This is a genomic window from Mesorhizobium sp. WSM4821 (assembly GCF_055901555.1).
This window is the reverse complement of the sequence record NZ_CM148371.1, coordinates 4,061,454-4,074,937: the sequence shown is the minus strand read 5'-3', so window position 1 is coordinate 4,074,937 and position 13,484 is coordinate 4,061,454. Positions and strand designations below refer to the sequence as shown.

At 62.9% G+C, this 13,484-nt stretch carries 14 protein-coding genes and 2 tRNA genes; 11 read left to right on the top strand and 5 right to left on the bottom strand.

Annotated elements, in window-relative coordinates; genetic code table 11:
* Positions 1-292: 292 nt before the first annotated feature.
* On the bottom strand, positions 293-1,240 hold the full coding sequence (locus AC0NID_RS19740) for an AEC family transporter (RefSeq protein WP_473459504.1): 948 nt from the start codon (positions 1,238-1,240) through the stop codon (positions 293-295).
* Positions 1,241-1,410: 170 nt separating this feature from the next.
* Here AC0NID_RS19740 and AC0NID_RS19735 point away from each other — a divergent pair, with 170 nt between their 5' ends.
* A complete protein-coding gene (locus AC0NID_RS19735; RefSeq protein WP_473459502.1) occupies positions 1,411-1,959 on the top strand; it encodes a histidine phosphatase family protein in 549 nt (182 codons plus the stop codon).
* A 147-nt stretch (positions 1,960-2,106) separates the two neighbouring features.
* Positions 2,107-3,050 (top strand): IS630 family transposase gene (locus AC0NID_RS19730; protein WP_474033316.1). Its coding sequence is split into 2 segments (ribosomal slippage): positions 2,107-2,443 and positions 2,443-3,050, totalling 945 coding nucleotides; the frame shifts between segments, so codons are not numbered across the junction.
* 137 nt (positions 3,051-3,187) lie between these two features.
* On the opposite strand, the gene AC0NID_RS19725 is transcribed toward AC0NID_RS19730, so the two are convergent.
* From AC0NID_RS19725 to AC0NID_RS19715, 3 genes are read right to left on the bottom strand one after another with little or no spacing between them, the layout of a single operon-like run.
* A complete protein-coding gene (locus AC0NID_RS19725; protein WP_473459475.1) occupies positions 3,188-4,048 on the bottom strand; it encodes an alpha/beta fold hydrolase in 861 nt (286 codons plus the stop codon).
* Positions 4,045-4,626: a glutathione S-transferase N-terminal domain-containing protein gene (locus tag AC0NID_RS19720; protein WP_473459473.1), complete on the bottom strand. Its 582-nt coding sequence runs from the start codon at positions 4,624-4,626 to the stop codon at positions 4,045-4,047. Before AC0NID_RS19720 ends, AC0NID_RS19725 begins: the two co-directional genes overlap by 4 nt.
* Before the next feature lie 17 nt (positions 4,627-4,643).
* Positions 4,644-4,868: a hypothetical protein gene (locus AC0NID_RS19715; RefSeq protein ID WP_473459471.1), complete on the bottom strand. Its 225-nt coding sequence runs from the start codon at positions 4,866-4,868 to the stop codon at positions 4,644-4,646.
* A 146-nt stretch (positions 4,869-5,014) separates the two neighbouring features.
* Here AC0NID_RS19715 and AC0NID_RS19710 point away from each other — a divergent pair.
* Together AC0NID_RS19710 and AC0NID_RS19705 are read left to right on the top strand one after the other, a co-directional pair.
* Positions 5,015-5,085: transfer RNA gene (locus tag AC0NID_RS19710), tRNA-OTHER, on the top strand.
* Between the two features lie 5 nt (positions 5,086-5,090).
* Positions 5,091-5,159, top strand: a tRNA-Ile gene (locus AC0NID_RS19705).
* Positions 5,160-5,200: 41 nt separating this feature from the next.
* Here AC0NID_RS19705 and AC0NID_RS19700 read toward each other — a convergent pair.
* A complete protein-coding gene (locus AC0NID_RS19700; protein ID WP_473459469.1) occupies positions 5,201-6,388 on the bottom strand; it encodes an IS481 family transposase in 1,188 nt (395 codons plus the stop codon).
* A 160-nt stretch (positions 6,389-6,548) separates the two neighbouring features.
* Between AC0NID_RS19700 and AC0NID_RS19695 the strand changes: the two genes are divergently transcribed.
* The 7 genes from AC0NID_RS19695 to AC0NID_RS19665 all read left to right on the top strand — a co-directional run bounded on the left by AC0NID_RS19695 (position 6,549) and on the right by AC0NID_RS19665 (position 13,481).
* Positions 6,549-6,905 (top strand): helix-turn-helix domain-containing protein, encoded by a 357-nt coding sequence (locus AC0NID_RS19695; RefSeq protein ID WP_474033315.1) that lies wholly within the window; start codon positions 6,549-6,551, stop codon positions 6,903-6,905.
* On the top strand, positions 6,905-7,795 hold the full coding sequence (locus AC0NID_RS19690; protein WP_474033314.1) for an IS3 family transposase: 891 nt from the start codon (positions 6,905-6,907) through the stop codon (positions 7,793-7,795). Before AC0NID_RS19695 ends, AC0NID_RS19690 begins: the two co-directional genes overlap by 1 nt.
* A 424-nt stretch (positions 7,796-8,219) precedes the next feature.
* On the top strand, positions 8,220-9,362 hold the full coding sequence (locus AC0NID_RS19685) for a slipin family protein (protein ID WP_473455523.1): 1,143 nt from the start codon (positions 8,220-8,222) through the stop codon (positions 9,360-9,362).
* A gap of 177 nt (positions 9,363-9,539) precedes the next feature.
* Complete coding sequence (locus AC0NID_RS19680) at positions 9,540-9,821, top strand: acyl carrier protein (RefSeq protein WP_010909964.1); 282 nt, start codon at positions 9,540-9,542, stop codon at positions 9,819-9,821.
* A 57-nt stretch (positions 9,822-9,878) separates the two neighbouring features.
* The gene (locus tag AC0NID_RS19675; protein WP_473455524.1) at positions 9,879-11,066 is read left to right on the top strand and encodes a beta-ketoacyl-ACP synthase; all 1,188 of its coding nucleotides are present in this window, start codon (positions 9,879-9,881) and stop codon (positions 11,064-11,066) included.
* A gap of 78 nt (positions 11,067-11,144) precedes the next feature.
* Positions 11,145-12,416 carry a beta-ketoacyl-ACP synthase gene (locus AC0NID_RS19670; protein WP_473455525.1) on the top strand — a complete coding sequence of 424 codons (1,272 nt, stop codon included), beginning with the start codon at positions 11,145-11,147 and terminating at the stop codon, positions 12,414-12,416.
* 36 nt (positions 12,417-12,452) lie between these two features.
* The gene (locus AC0NID_RS19665; protein ID WP_473455527.1) at positions 12,453-13,481 is read left to right on the top strand and encodes a zinc-binding dehydrogenase; all 1,029 of its coding nucleotides are present in this window, start codon (positions 12,453-12,455) and stop codon (positions 13,479-13,481) included.
* The last annotated feature ends 3 nt before the right edge of the window (positions 13,482-13,484 follow it).

Here is a 13,484-nt window from a genome sequence, read left to right as displayed (position 1 = left end):
AGCGATGAACGCGACTTAACTTACGTTCGTGATTTGACAGGTAGGGGCCGATCGGCAGCGACCGTCGCTCAGGGGCAAATCGCAAACCTCGGAGATTGGCCGAACCACCCTTCCCTTCGTCATCCCAGGGTCTCCGCCACGTCGCTTCGCTCCTTGCTCCGCCCTGGGATGACGAAGGTATGGTGGGGCTATGGGTAATCACCAGCGTTAGCGATTGGCAGCTGGAGATCGGTCGGCTGCAACCCATCATAGCCTCCTTCAGGCCCAGTCAAAGAACCAAATCTTCTGTGAACTATCCAAAGACATGGACGACCACCGTCAGCCAGAAAGCCGTGGTGACGACCGCGCAGGCGGTGGCGATGGTCATCTGGTTCGATGCCAATGCCTGACCGGTTCCGAACTGCGTGGCGATCAGGTAGGAATTGACCCCCGATGGCAGCGCGGCCGCCACGACCGCCACCTTCGCCGACAGCGGTGGCAGGCCAAGCAGCCAGACCAGGCCGAGGGCGACGGCCGGCATCAGCAAAAGCTTCAGCGCCGACAGCGCCAGAGCCGGCCGCACATTGCCGGAGATGCCGAAACGGCACAGGCCAAGCCCCATGGCGAACAACGCGACCGGTCCGGCGATGTTGGCCAACGCGTCGACCAGCCGGACGGCCAGCGCCGGCAGCGGCAGGTCGGCTATACGCCATACCCATCCGGCCATGATGCCGACGATCAGCGGATTGGAGAACATCTTTCGAAAGAAGCTCCGGATGACGCGGAGCGGATGCACGTGCTCGTCACGGCGGCCAAAGATTTCAAACAGGATGATTGACGCCATGATCATCGTCGGCAGATGCACGGAGATCAGCAGCGACAGCACTTCGAATCCACTTGGCCCAAATGTGCCGAGGACGAAAGGGATGCCGAGCAGGACGAGATTGGAAAAAGCCGACGAAACGCCGCCGACGACCCCCGCACGCGCATCGCGCCCGAACACCCGCGTGATGACCAGATGGCCTGCGGCCCATGTGACTGCCGCCGCCGCGAAATAGGCACTCCAGAACGACCAGGGCGCGGAGCCGTGGAAATCGGCGTTGACCATGGTACGGAACAGAAGCAGCGGCATCGCCACCCCGACGGCGAATTCGGCGATGGCCTCGCCCGCTTCGGCCTTAAGATAGCCGGTGAGCCCGGCCAAGTAGCCGAGCGCGACAAGGCCGAAGACAAAAAGGACCGTTTCGATGAGTGGAGACATTTTTCTCCTGATAGGCGAGCCGCGATCGCAGCGCAATCGCCCCGCCTCTCCAAAACGGTCCGCGGCGCAGGCAACCAGGGCTTGGTCATGCCTTGTCTTTCAACTGAGTTTGCCGTCCCTATATGCCGATCACCGGAACCCACCTGCCGGTCACCGGAAAAGGATCTCTGATGCTTCGATTTGTGCTGGCGCTGTTGCTGCTCGTCATTCCCGCCGCGGCAAATGCGACTGAAGCCGGCTGGGCATTGCTGCGCGACGGCGGACATGTGGTGCTGCTTCGCCATGCCATGGTCACCGGCACCACCGATCCCGCGAATTTCGACATCGAGAAGTGCGCGACCCAGGTCAACCTCTCGGTGCGCGGCAAGCAGCAGGCGCGCAAGATCGGCGCGCTGTTCGACGCCCGCGCGGCACCCATCGAGCGCGTGCTGTCCAGCCGCTATTGCCGCAGCCTCGACACCGCCCGCACCGCTTTCAGAGAAGAGCCCGAGCCCTTTCCGCCGCTTGACCTGCTGAAGACCGACGCGAGCGAGAAAGCCGCGCAGATCGCCGCGATCATGGACGAGATCCGCGCTCATTCCGGCTCCGACAATCTGGTCATGGTCACCCATCTGGAGAACATCTTGGCGCTCACCGGCATCTCGCCGCGCGAAGGCGAAGCCGTCATCGTCGAGCCGCAAGGCGACAGCCTGCACGTGCTCGGCCGCGTCACCTTCTAATCTGCGTTGGCGCCGGTTAAAGCGTTCGCCAATGGTGAAAGTCTCGCGCTTGCTCCCTAGAGCGGGATGGGATTTGTAGGAGTCGTAGGATTCCCAAATCAGCAATGATCTGATTCAACATCGATGCTGGGAAGGAGGCCAGCATGGATGGCATCATATTCGATGGACCTTCGCGAACGGGTTGTGGCAGCGGTCAAGCAGGAGGGCATGTCGCGGCGTGCGGCGGCGGCTCGCTTTGGGGTCAGCTACAGCGCGGCGATCGAGTGGCTGAAGCTTTTCGAGGAGACCGGCAGCGTCAAGCCCCGCCAGGTCGGCGGCTATAAGCCGAAGAAGATATCGGGGGCGTGGCGCGACTGGCTGGTCGAGCGTTGCCGGGATAAGGCCTTCACCTTGCGCGGGCTTGTCGCCGAACTTGGCGAGCGCGGCCTGAAGGTCGACTATCGTTCGGGGTGGGAGTTCGTGCACGCCGAGGGGCTGTCGCATAAAAAAAGACGCTGATCGCCGCCGAGCAGGACCGTCCCGATGTGGCGCGCCGGCGGGCGCAGTGGGTTCAGTATCAGGGCCGGATCGACCCCGCCCGCCTGGTGTTCATCGACGAGACCTGGACCAAGACCAACATGGCCCCGCTCAGGGGCTGGGCGCCGGTCGGACAGCGGATCAAGGCCAAAGTTCCCAATGGCCACTGGAAGACAATGACCTTCCTGGCAGCGCTACGCCAGGATCGCGTCGACGCGCCTTGGCTCATCGACGGGCCGATCAACGGCGAGAGGTTCCTCCTCTATGTCGAGAAGGTTCTCTCGCCGACCCTTCGTCCGGGCGACATCGTCGTCTTGGACAATCTCGGCAGTCACAAAGGCAAGGCCGTGCGCCGCGCGATCCGAAACGCCGGCGCGAGGCTCTTCTTCCTGCCGAAATACTCGCCCGACCTCAATCCGATCGAACAGCTCTTCGCCAAGCTCAAGCACTGGCTGCGAAAGGCCGCAAAACGGACCGTCGAAACGGTTTGCGACGCCATCGGCCAGATTCTCAACCGCGTCACACCTGTCGAGTGCTCAAATTATTTCGCAAACTCAGGATATGACTGGAGGTAATCTCATCCCGCTCTAAGGGAAATACCGGTTCCGACCTCTAAGCGGAAGCTCGTTCGGCTTCGGTCGAATTCATTCATCAGAGATGTCGCTCTGCGCCAAGACCTGCCGTCACTCGCACCATGGAGGGAATCTTGTCATCACCGGTCGACCGCTCGCTTCGAATCCGTATGCTCGGCGATCACGTCGACGATCCGGCCCCAATGGCCCCGGTGTAGCTCGTGGCCACCGCCCTCGAGCTTCACGAGGATTGCGCCCGCTACCGCCTCGGCCAGTACCGCGCCGTGCTCGACCGGAAAGACCGGATCTGCGGTGCCGTGAATGACGAGCAACGGTGCCTTGATCTCGTGCAGCCTTCCCTGCCAGGCCCTGCCGATCTTGAAGAGGACGCTGTGGTTGGTGGCGCTGAGATAACCGCCGGAACGGTCGAAGTCCCGCTCGATGAAGGCTCTGGTCTCGGCTTCGTCGAACGGGTGTGACGTTCCCGCGATCAGGCGCGCGTCCTCGACACTGTAACCAACCGCTTCCGCCCGGTTCGACCAGTCCACGTCCACTGCCATATGTTCCAACCAGGCCTTGCCGCTCTCGGGGAGGCTGGACCTGTCCACCCCGACCGGCGAGGTGCTGATCGCCGTCAGGGAAAGCACCCGCTCCGGATGCTTGAGCGCCGCACCCTGGCCGACCATCCCGCCGAGGGAGAAGCCGGCGACATGAGCCGCCGTGATCCTGTAGCCATCAAGCACGCGAAAAGCGTCATCGACCGCGTCGTCAAAGCCGTAGCCCGGCCGGCCGGGCGGATATTTGGTCGAAAGACCGGTGTCTCGCTGATCGTAGCGGATGACGAAGCGGCCCCGTGCGGCTAGCCGACGGCAGAATTCCTCAGGCCACCACAGCATGGAGGCCATCCCGCCCATGATGAGAAGTATCGGCGGTTTGGCCGGATTGCCGAAGCTCTGCGTCGCGAGCACGACCCCATCGGCGCGGATCACCAGCTCGTTCATGCCAGCCCCTCGCGGCGCAGAGCCGCTTGTACGGCAGGCCGCTCTTCGATGCGCGCGATGTAATCGCGAAGCGGCTCGGGCAGTCGAAATCCGAGCTCCGCCGCACCGCGCGCCAGCTGGAAGAGATAGGGATCCGCGACGGTGAAGATCTCTCCGAACAGATACCCCCGCTCCAGCCGGCCCGCGGCCAGGCGGAACCATTTCAGTATTTCCTCGGCGATCGGCTCCCTGACGTCCTCCGGAAGCATCAGGTAGGTGGGAAAGCGCTTGTGAATCTCGGTCGCGATGAAGCTCAGCATCTCGAGCAGGCGATAGCGGCCCAGAGGACCGTGGGGCGCGAGCTCCGGCGCACGATCCGCGACCCAGGCCAGGATCGCGACATTCTCGGTCAGCACCTCACCGTCGTCGAACACGAGAGCGGGCACATAGCCCTTCGGATTGATATCGATGTAGCGGCCACCCCCTTCAATCTGCTTGGTCTCGATATCGACCTTGACCACGTCGAACTGAATTCCAGCCTCCAGCATCGCGATATGGTCGGCCAGGCTGGTGAACCCAGGCGAAGTGTAGAGCTTCATCGATCCGACTCCTTCCGCTAGTGATTTAATTTTGCAACCAGTTGCATATTAGGATCACTTATGTGATCTTGCAAGCGGTTTTTGAAGGCCGACGAATGGGCATGCAGCACGATGCCCTCGATGAGGTCACCCAGGCTCATGTCGCGATGCTCGGCTCGGCCTTGAGCAAACGCTCGCCGGTAGGAGGCACCTGTGTTGCCGAAATACCACCGCTGAAAGAAGCCGCGATTCAGCCACGACAATGCCGCTTGCGACAACCGGTCGCAGCGGCTATAGGCGCGCTCCCGGTCACGAAAACCGAAGCGAGCACAACGGTTGGAGCTTTTGCCTCCGCCCGCGCAGGCAGCATTGCCGTCCTGTGTACGGCGCCGTTTCGGAGGTTGGGATCGCGGATGTAGCTCAGCGGAAGAGCGCCGGATTTGGGTCCGGAGGTCGGGGGTTCAATTCCCTTCATCTGCATTTCGGATAGCTCAGTTGGTTAGAGCATCAGATCGATAATCTGACTGTCGAAGGTTCGAATCCTTCTCCATTGGCCTCACACATTCAGGTCCGTTCCGGACACATGGGTTACATTTTATACCGGAGACATAGGTAACACTTTCGGCCCGAAAGGGTTCTCGAGTGGTTCGAGTCTGCATGTCTCATCATCGAAATATCCCAAATCATAGTCCATGAAACTAGCCAGCCAGATTCGATCCTCGACCTGTTTGATGCCGACGGTCTGGCCGGCAAAGACGAGGCTGAGATTGATCTTCTTGCGGTCGAAACAGATGCGCCCGCATGTGGTGACGGTGACGGCCTTGTCGTGGAAAGGGTAGTCAAGCTCCGGCAGTCCCCGATAGGGTCGCGGCGATGAGCTGTAGCGCTCGGCAGGGCAGGCCATATCGAGCGCCTGGTGCGGGCGTTCGGTGTTGAACTCCTCGACGAAGTCGTCGAAGCGGGCCTGCTGCTGCAGGAAGTTGGCGCCTGCCGGCTTGGTGGTTTCCAGCTTGAGCGTCAGATGCATGCGCTCATGACGGCCGTTTTGCTGCGGGCAGCCGGGCTTGATGCGCTCGATGGCGATGCCAAGCCTCAGCCACCACACCGACAGCCTGGAAAGATTGAACAGCGCGTTGGGACTGGCAAAGGGTACACCGTTGTCGGTCCTGATCGCGGCAGGCAGGCCGAACTCCTTGAAAACGCTTTCGAACACGGTGAAGGCATAGGCCTCCTTGGTGGTGTGAAGCGCCTCGCAGGCTAACAGATAACGGCTGGCGAAGTCGCTGATCGTCAACGGATAGCAGTAGCGCCGGTCCGCCAGCATGAACTCGCCCTTGTAGTCGGCGCACCACAACTCATTGGGCGCGGCGACGTGAGACAGCGGCGTTCCGGTGGCCCTGTTGCGTCGCCGCTTGCGGCGATTGACCAAGCCGTGGCGGTCGAGCACCGCATGCACCGTTGAGATCGCCGGCGTGTGGACATCCGGGTAGAGCCGCACCAATCGCTCCCTGATCTTCGGCGCGCCCCAGTTGGGCTTGTCCTGCTTGGCACGCACAATCAGCTTCTCGATTTGGAAAGGAAGCTGATTGGCGTGCCGGTAAGGCCGCCGCGAGCGATCCGTCAGCCCCTCCAGGCCGCTGTCATTGTAGCGATTGATGAGTTTGTAGCCGGTCTTTCGCGATATCCCGAACTCCCGGCACAGCACCGCCATCTTCTCACCATCCAGAAGCCGCGCAACGAATTTGAGACGCTCGTCCATAAGGTTGCACTCCTGCCAAGGCACCTTTGCTCTCCTCGCAAAGGCTAGAAGTGTAACCCATTGTAGTGCACCCCGATTTTGAGACAGAAAAAATGGTAACAGTTCTCCGTTAGGAGGACTGATGAGGACGGACGATCCTGGGCGGCGGTTCAGTCGCGCGTTCAAGTTGACGGCGGTTCAGCGAATGGCTGCCGGGGCCAATGTCAGCAAGCTGTCACGCGAGTTGGGGATTTCCCGCAAAGGCCTGTATCAGTGGCAAAAGCAGTTCCGCACGGGCGGAGCGGCGGCGCTGCGCGAAGTCGGGCGCCCGAGACGCGGCGCGGCAACAGGCCATGAGCAAAAGGGAGGCGACGCGCTGCAGTCTTCGTCGAGCGACGAGCTTTCGAAGGCCCTGGCGCGGATTGCGGAATTGGAGCGGCTTGTCGGACAGCAAGCGGTCGATCTCGATTTTTTTCAACAAGCCTTGCAGCACGTCGGGAAAGCGCGCCAGCAGAGCGGCGCGCCTGGCGGGACGGCATCTACACGGTCATCGAAGCGATGATGGCGTCCGGGCTGCAAGGCCAGATCAGTGTGGAACGGATGTGCCGGCTGGCTGGGGTGAGCCGCGCGGGCTACTACCGCCATTGGCAGGCGATGGCGCCGCGCAGGGAGGAAGTGGGCCTGCGCGACGCCATCCAGCGCCTGGCGCTCGCCAACCCGCATTACGGCTATCGCAGAATTGGCGTGCTTTTGAGCCGGGAAGGCCGGCTGGCCAATCACAAGCGCGTGCTGCGGCTGATGCGGGAGGACAATCTGCTGTGTCTGCGCAAAGCGCCCTTCGTGCCGATGACAACCGACACCAGGCATGACTGGTGCATCGTGCCCAACCTGGCCCGAGGCCTTCAACTGACCGACATCGACCAGCTCTGGGTGGCCGACATCACCTACGTCCATCTCGCCGAGGAGTTCGCATTCCTGGCGATCGTCCTGGACGCCTTCAGCCGCAAGGTCATCGGCTGGGCGATTGCGACCCACCTGAAAGCGGAACTTGCCATTGCGGCGCTCGACAAGGCGATTGCGGCACGTCGGCCGGCACCGGGAAGTGTCATTCACCATAGCGATCGCGGCGTCCAATACGCCTGCGCTGACTACGCGGCACGACTTGCAAGCCACGACATCCAGCCGAGCATGAGCCGGATCGGCAATCCTTATGACAATGCCAAGGCCGAAAGATTCATGAGGACCCTGAAGGAAGAGGAGGTGGATGGCCAAGCCTATCGCGACATAGACGATGCAACGACAAGGATCGGCGAGTTCATCGAGGTGGTCTACAACAGGCAGCGCCTGCACTCTGCCCTCGACTATCTCTCGCCGGACGCATACGAGACCAGTCTCATGCAACTACGGCAAAAGACACCAAACGCAATCCACAACAAGGAGAACTGTTACTGATTACTGTCTCACCGAAGGGGTGCAGTCCACCATGTCTCCGGAATGAACTGTCACCCATCTCTCGGGAAGGGCATTCAGGTGGTGTTATCTGAAAAACGGTCCGGGACCCGAATGCGGAAGACCTGACGGACCGACCACGCCTTCGGGCGCGGGCTGGGCCCGAAAGTCCGACGCCATCGGCTCGCGGCCAGGCCCGCGGTGACGATCAAGGCGCGGCATCGCCGGCAAGGGAGGCCATGGCCTCCGGCGCCCGCTTTGCTGCCTCGCGATCCGCTCCCGAAGGTTCGCCGTGGATTGATGCCACCGGTCCCCGGATCATTCGTGCCCGAAACGTGAAGTGAGAGACGTGAAACGAGAAGCGAAAGGATGATCGACGCATGACTTAACGCCTCGCATGGGGCCATGCCCGACAGGAGTAACGACAATGACTGTTCTCGATAAGGTTCTTGGGCGCGAGCGCGTCCTCGTAAAGGAAAACGAACGTGCCATCACCCTCTACAAGGGTGAGATCAAGGCTGTTCTGGTGCCCGGCGAGCATTGGCTCGCCAACCGGCGCCGAAGCCTGGATGTGTCGCGGCACGATCTGAAGAACCCGGAATTTGTTTCGGCGTACGAGAAGGCGTTGTTCGACAAGCTCCCGGACGTGGCCGCGCGTCATTTCACCGTCGTTCGCACCGGGCGCACGGAAGTCGCCGTCATCGAGCGTGACGGCAGCCTCCATGCCGTTCTGGCGCCGGACCGCAAGCTCGTCCTGTGGACGGACGCCGGGCCGTGGACGGTGACGGTGATCGACACCGCCACCGATCTTGCGATCGATCCGGCCGTCATGCGCCGGCTCGGCCAGGCCCGAAAGGCCGAGCTGATGTCCGTCCATCCGGTCGTGGATGGGCAGGCCGGACTGCTCTTCGTCGACGGCGCCCTTGTGCGGACGCTGACGGCGGGCGTGCACGGGTTCTGGAACGTCGGGCGCATGGTGCAGATCAAGGTCGTCGACCTCAAGCGCCAGTCGCTCGACGTCGCCGGGCAGGAAGTGCTGACCAAGGATCGTGTTACGATCCGCGTCAACATCGCCGCCGAATACCGTGTCGTCGACCCGGTTCAGGCGGTGAGCGCGGTGAAGGACTTCTCCGAAGCCCTCTACCGCGCCCTGCAATACGCCTTCCGCAAGACGCTCGGCGCGCTGACGCTCGACCAGATCCTCGAGAAGAAGGTGACGATCGACGAGGAAGCCGCCGGGAAGGTCCGCGCCGACATGGCCGAGATCGGGATCGAGGTCAGCGATATTGCCCTCAAGGATGTCATCCTGCCGGGCGAGATGCGCGAGATCCTCAACCAGGTGGTGTCGGCCGAGAAGCAGGCCGAGGCCAACGTCATCCGCCGCCGCGAGGAGACGAACGCCACGCGTTCGCTGCTCAACACGGCCAAGGTGATGGCCGAGAACCCGGTGATGCTGCGGCTGAAGGAGCTCGAGGCTCTGGAAACCATCGCCGGCAAGGTCGAGCGGCTGACCGTCCACAACGGAACGGGCGGGCTGCTGAACGATCTGGTCAAGCTCCGCGAGAGCTGAGCTGGAGCGACATCGTGGGATGGGCCGCCGGGCCAACCGGCGGCCCCTTCTTGCTTTCGCCAAGTAACCATCCCATCTGCGCCCGGCGCATCAGGCCTTTTCCTGCCCGGAAAAACCGATTAGACAGCGCCCAGCCACATGCGGACAGATTCCGCCCGCAACCCGAAGGAAAAGCCGTTGTCCACCACGTTCGACAAAGTCGCCAAGATCATCGCCGACACCAGTGAGATCGATATCGACACGATCACCCCTGAAAGCCACACCATCGACGATCTCGGCATCGATAGCCTCGACTTCCTCGACATCGTCTTTGCCATCGACAAGGAATTCGGCATCAAGGTGCCGCTGGAAAAGTGGACGCAAGAGGTCAATGACGGCAAGGCCTCGACCGACGATTACTTCGTCATGAAGAACCTGTGCGCCAAGATCGACGCACTGGTCGCGGCCAAGACTGCCTGAAACGGTTGAGATGCGTGCCCTTGACGCGCCTTGCCGCCTGACCCACAACAGCCGCCCATGAACCCCCACCACGTCGTCATCACAGGCATCGGCCTCGTCTCTTCGCTGGGAGAAGGTCCCGATGCGCATTGGCGCAAGCTCGTCCAGCCGGGCCTGGAGCCCGTGCTCGATGCCGCGCGCTTCCCGCCCTACACCGTCCACCCGCTGCCGGAGATCGACTGGAACCTGCAGATCGCCAAGCGCGGCGACCAGCGGCAGATGGAAACCTGGCAGAGGCTCGGCACCTATGCCGCCGGCATGGCGCTGGACGACGCCGGCATCAAGGGCAACGACGAACTCTGCACGACCATGGACATGGTGGTGTCTGCCGGCGGCGGCGAGCGCGACGAAACGGTCGACGCCGACATTCTCGCGGCGTCCGAAAGCCGCAACGACCGCGACGTGCTGCTCAACGAGAAGCTGACCACCGAATTGCGCCCGACGCTGTTTCTGGCGCAGCTTTCCAACCTGCTCGCCGGCAACATCTCCATCGTCCACAAGGTGACGGGATCGTCGCGCACCTTCATGGGCGAGGAAGGTGCGGGCGTCGCCGCCGTCGAGACGGCCGCCGCCCGCATCCGCTCCGGCCAGTCGACGCATATCCTGGTCGGCGGCGCCTTCCAGACCGAACATTCCGACATGCTGCTTGGCTATGAACTGGCCGGCTACCTGCATCGCGGCCCCTGGAAGCCGGTCTGGCAACGACAGGGCGCCGACGGCGGCGGCGTGGTGACCGGATCCGGCGGCGCGTTTCTCGTCCTGGAACAGCGCGAACACGCGATCAGCCGCGGGCGAAAGATCTATGCCGAACTCGGCCCGGTCCTATCCGGACGCGCCAGACGGCGGCAGGGCGAGCTCGATGCCGGGATTGCCGCACTGCTCAGGCAGGCAGCATTGCCGAACGGCGAGTTGCTGGCGATTTCAGGCGCTTCGGGCGCCCATGCCGCAACTGCCGCCGAGAAATCGGCGCTCGACGCCAATCCGGCGATTGCCGCACGCGGCTTTTCGACGCTGACCGGCCACATGAAGGAAGCACAGTTTCCCTTCGCCGTGGCGCTGGCGGCGCTGGCTGTCGAACACAAGGCCGCCTACCCGGTTTTTGACGCCGCCAACGAGAAGCCGTTCAACGGCATTCCCAGGACTGTCCTTGCAACGGCGATCGGCTATCACCAATTCGAGGGCGTGGCGTTGGTCAACGCTGCCTAAAACTATCAGGGCGAAGCGGTTTCGGACGAATCCGATGCTGCAACTCAAGGAAACGGTCGAGGGTCTCAGGACAACAACATGGCCAATCTGAACGATCACATGGGCAGGCCGATCGTCGCCGTCACCGGCATCGGCGTGGTGACATCGCTGGGCGTCGGCAAGGCCGACAATTGGGCGGCGCTCACCGCCGGCAAATCAGGCATCCATCCGATCACCCGCTTTCCGGTCGATCATCTGAACACCCGCATCTCCGGCATGGTGGATTTCCTGCCGTCGAGTTCGAAGGGCGCCAGCCTCCTTACCTACGACCTCGCCGAGATCGCCGCACAGGAAGCGATAGCGGAAGCGGGTCTTGATTCGGGCGCTTTCGGCGGACCGCTTTTCCTGGCTTCGCCGCCGGTCGAACTCGACTGGAGCGAGCGCTTTTCGCTCTACAATTCCGACAAGGACGACGTCGGCGCCGAAAGGCTGCTTCGCGTGGCGCGGGGCTTGAGGGAGCTCGACATTTTCGAGACCACCCAGTTCGGTTCGATCGCCGACCGGCTCGCCGACCATTTTGGGACACGCGGCCTGCCGATTACGCTGTCGACCGCCTGCGCCTCGGGCGCCACCTCGATCCAGCTCGGCGTCGAGGCGATCCGCCGCGGCGAATGCGACCGGGCGCTGTCGATCGCCGCCGACGGTTCCGCGACCGCCGAGGCGCTGATCCGTTTCTCGCTGCTTTCCGCACTCTCCACGCATAACGACATCCCCGAAAAAGCGTCCAAACCGTTCTCCAAGGATCGCGACGGCTTCGTGCTGGCCGAGGGCTCGGGCGCGCTTGTGCTGGAATCGCTGGGGGCCGCACTGGCCCGCGGCGCGACCGTTCTCGGCATCCTGCGCGGCTGCGGCGAGAAGGCCGACGACTTCCATCGCACCCGCTCCAAGCCGGACGGTTCGCCGGCGATCGCCGCCGTTCGCGCCGCCTTGGCCGATGCGGGCCTGAGCGAAGGCGAGATCGACTATGTCAACGCCCATGGCACCTCGACGCCGGAAAACGACAAGATGGAGCATCTGTCGCTGTCGACCGTGTTCGGCGAGCGGACCGGCTCGATGCCGATCTCGTCGAACAAGTCGATGATCGGCCACACGCTGTCGGCGGCCGGCGCCGTCGAGGCCGCGTTCTCGCTGATGACCATGCGCGAAAGCGTCATCCCGCCGACCATCAATTACGACAATCCCGATCCGGCGATGGTGCTCGACGTGGTGCCGAACAAGAAGCGCAACGCCGAGGTCGGCACCGTTTTGTCGAACTCCTTCGGCTTCGGTGGCCAGAACACCTGCCTTGTCATGGCGCGGGAACCGGTCTAAGCGAGCGCTTTCCGCTCAACAGAACCGACAGGCTTCATGCGCGCATTGCAACTTATCGAGGACCGCCGCCTTGAAACGGTGGACCTGCCGCCTCCGCCGCAGCCTTTGCTCGGCGAAGTGACGCTGCGCATCAAGGCCGTGGCGCTCAACCATATCGACGTCTGGGGCTGGCGCGGCATGGCCTTCGCCAAGCGCAAGCTGCCGCTGGTCGTCGGCGCCGAAGCGTCCGGCGAGGTCGAGGCGGTCGGCCCCGGCGTCTCCAGCCTCGTGCCCGGACAATTGGTGTCGATCTATGGCGCGCGCACCTGCGGACTTTGCCGTGCCTGCCGCGAAGGCCGCGACAATCTCTGTGAGCATGTCTCGGGCATCCACGGCTTCCATTTCGACGGCTTTGCGCAAGAGAAGATAAACCTGCCGGCGCGCCTGCTGGTTCCTGCCCCGCCCGGCGTGACCGACATCGGCGCGGCCGTCGCGCCCGTCACCTTCGGCACGGTCGAGCACATGCTGTTCGACAATGCCAGGCTGCAGCCCGGCGAAACGATCCTCATCCATGCCGGCGGCTCGGGCATCGGCTCCGCCGCGATCCAGCTCGCGAGGAAAATGGGCTGCACCGTGATCACCACGGTCGGTTCCAACGACAAGTTCGACAAGGCCAGGGCGCTTGGCGCCGACCATGTCATCAACTATCGCGAGGACCGTTTCGAAGGCGTCGTGCGCAAGCTGACGAAGAAGAAGGGCGTCGACGTCGTCTTCGAGCATGTCGGCGCAGACACTTTTGCCGCTTCGATGCTGTGCCTGAAACGCGGTGGCCGCCTGGTCACCTGCGGCTCGACCTCGGGCGTATCGACGCAGATCAATTTGATGCAACTGTTCCAGCAGCAGTTGAAGCTGCTCGGCTCCTTCGGCTGCCGCATGCAAAACATGGCCGACGCCATGCAGAAGATGGCGGCGGGGCTGGTTTCTCCGGTTATCGACACCGAAGTCGGCTTCGACGGCATCGACGCCGCGCTGAAGCGTATGGAAGGCCGCGACGTGTTCGGCAAGATCATCCTGCGCGTCGGCTAGATC

Coding starts and splice junctions, on each gene's coding strand:
- AC0NID_RS19735 (WP_473459502.1), top strand. CDS start 1,411: ATGCTTCGATTTGTGCTGGCGCTGTTGCTGCTCGTCATTCCCGCCGCG.
- AC0NID_RS19720 (WP_473459473.1), bottom strand. CDS start 4,626: ATGAAGCTCTACACTTCGCCTGGGTTCACCAGCCTGGCCGACCATATC.
- AC0NID_RS19725 (WP_473459475.1), bottom strand. CDS start 4,048: ATGAACGAGCTGGTGATCCGCGCCGATGGGGTCGTGCTCGCGACGCAG.
- AC0NID_RS19670 (WP_473455525.1), top strand. CDS start 11,145: ATGGCCAATCTGAACGATCACATGGGCAGGCCGATCGTCGCCGTCACC.
- AC0NID_RS19675 (WP_473455524.1), top strand. CDS start 9,879: ATGAACCCCCACCACGTCGTCATCACAGGCATCGGCCTCGTCTCTTCG.
- AC0NID_RS19685 (WP_473455523.1), top strand. CDS start 8,220: ATGACTGTTCTCGATAAGGTTCTTGGGCGCGAGCGCGTCCTCGTAAAG.
- AC0NID_RS19690 (WP_474033314.1), top strand. CDS start 6,905: ATGGCGTCCGGGCTGCAAGGCCAGATCAGTGTGGAACGGATGTGCCGG.
- AC0NID_RS19695 (WP_474033315.1), top strand. CDS start 6,549: ATGGCTGCCGGGGCCAATGTCAGCAAGCTGTCACGCGAGTTGGGGATT.
- AC0NID_RS19740 (WP_473459504.1), bottom strand. CDS start 1,240: ATGTCTCCACTCATCGAAACGGTCCTTTTTGTCTTCGGCCTTGTCGCG.
- AC0NID_RS19665 (WP_473455527.1), top strand. CDS start 12,453: ATGCGCGCATTGCAACTTATCGAGGACCGCCGCCTTGAAACGGTGGAC.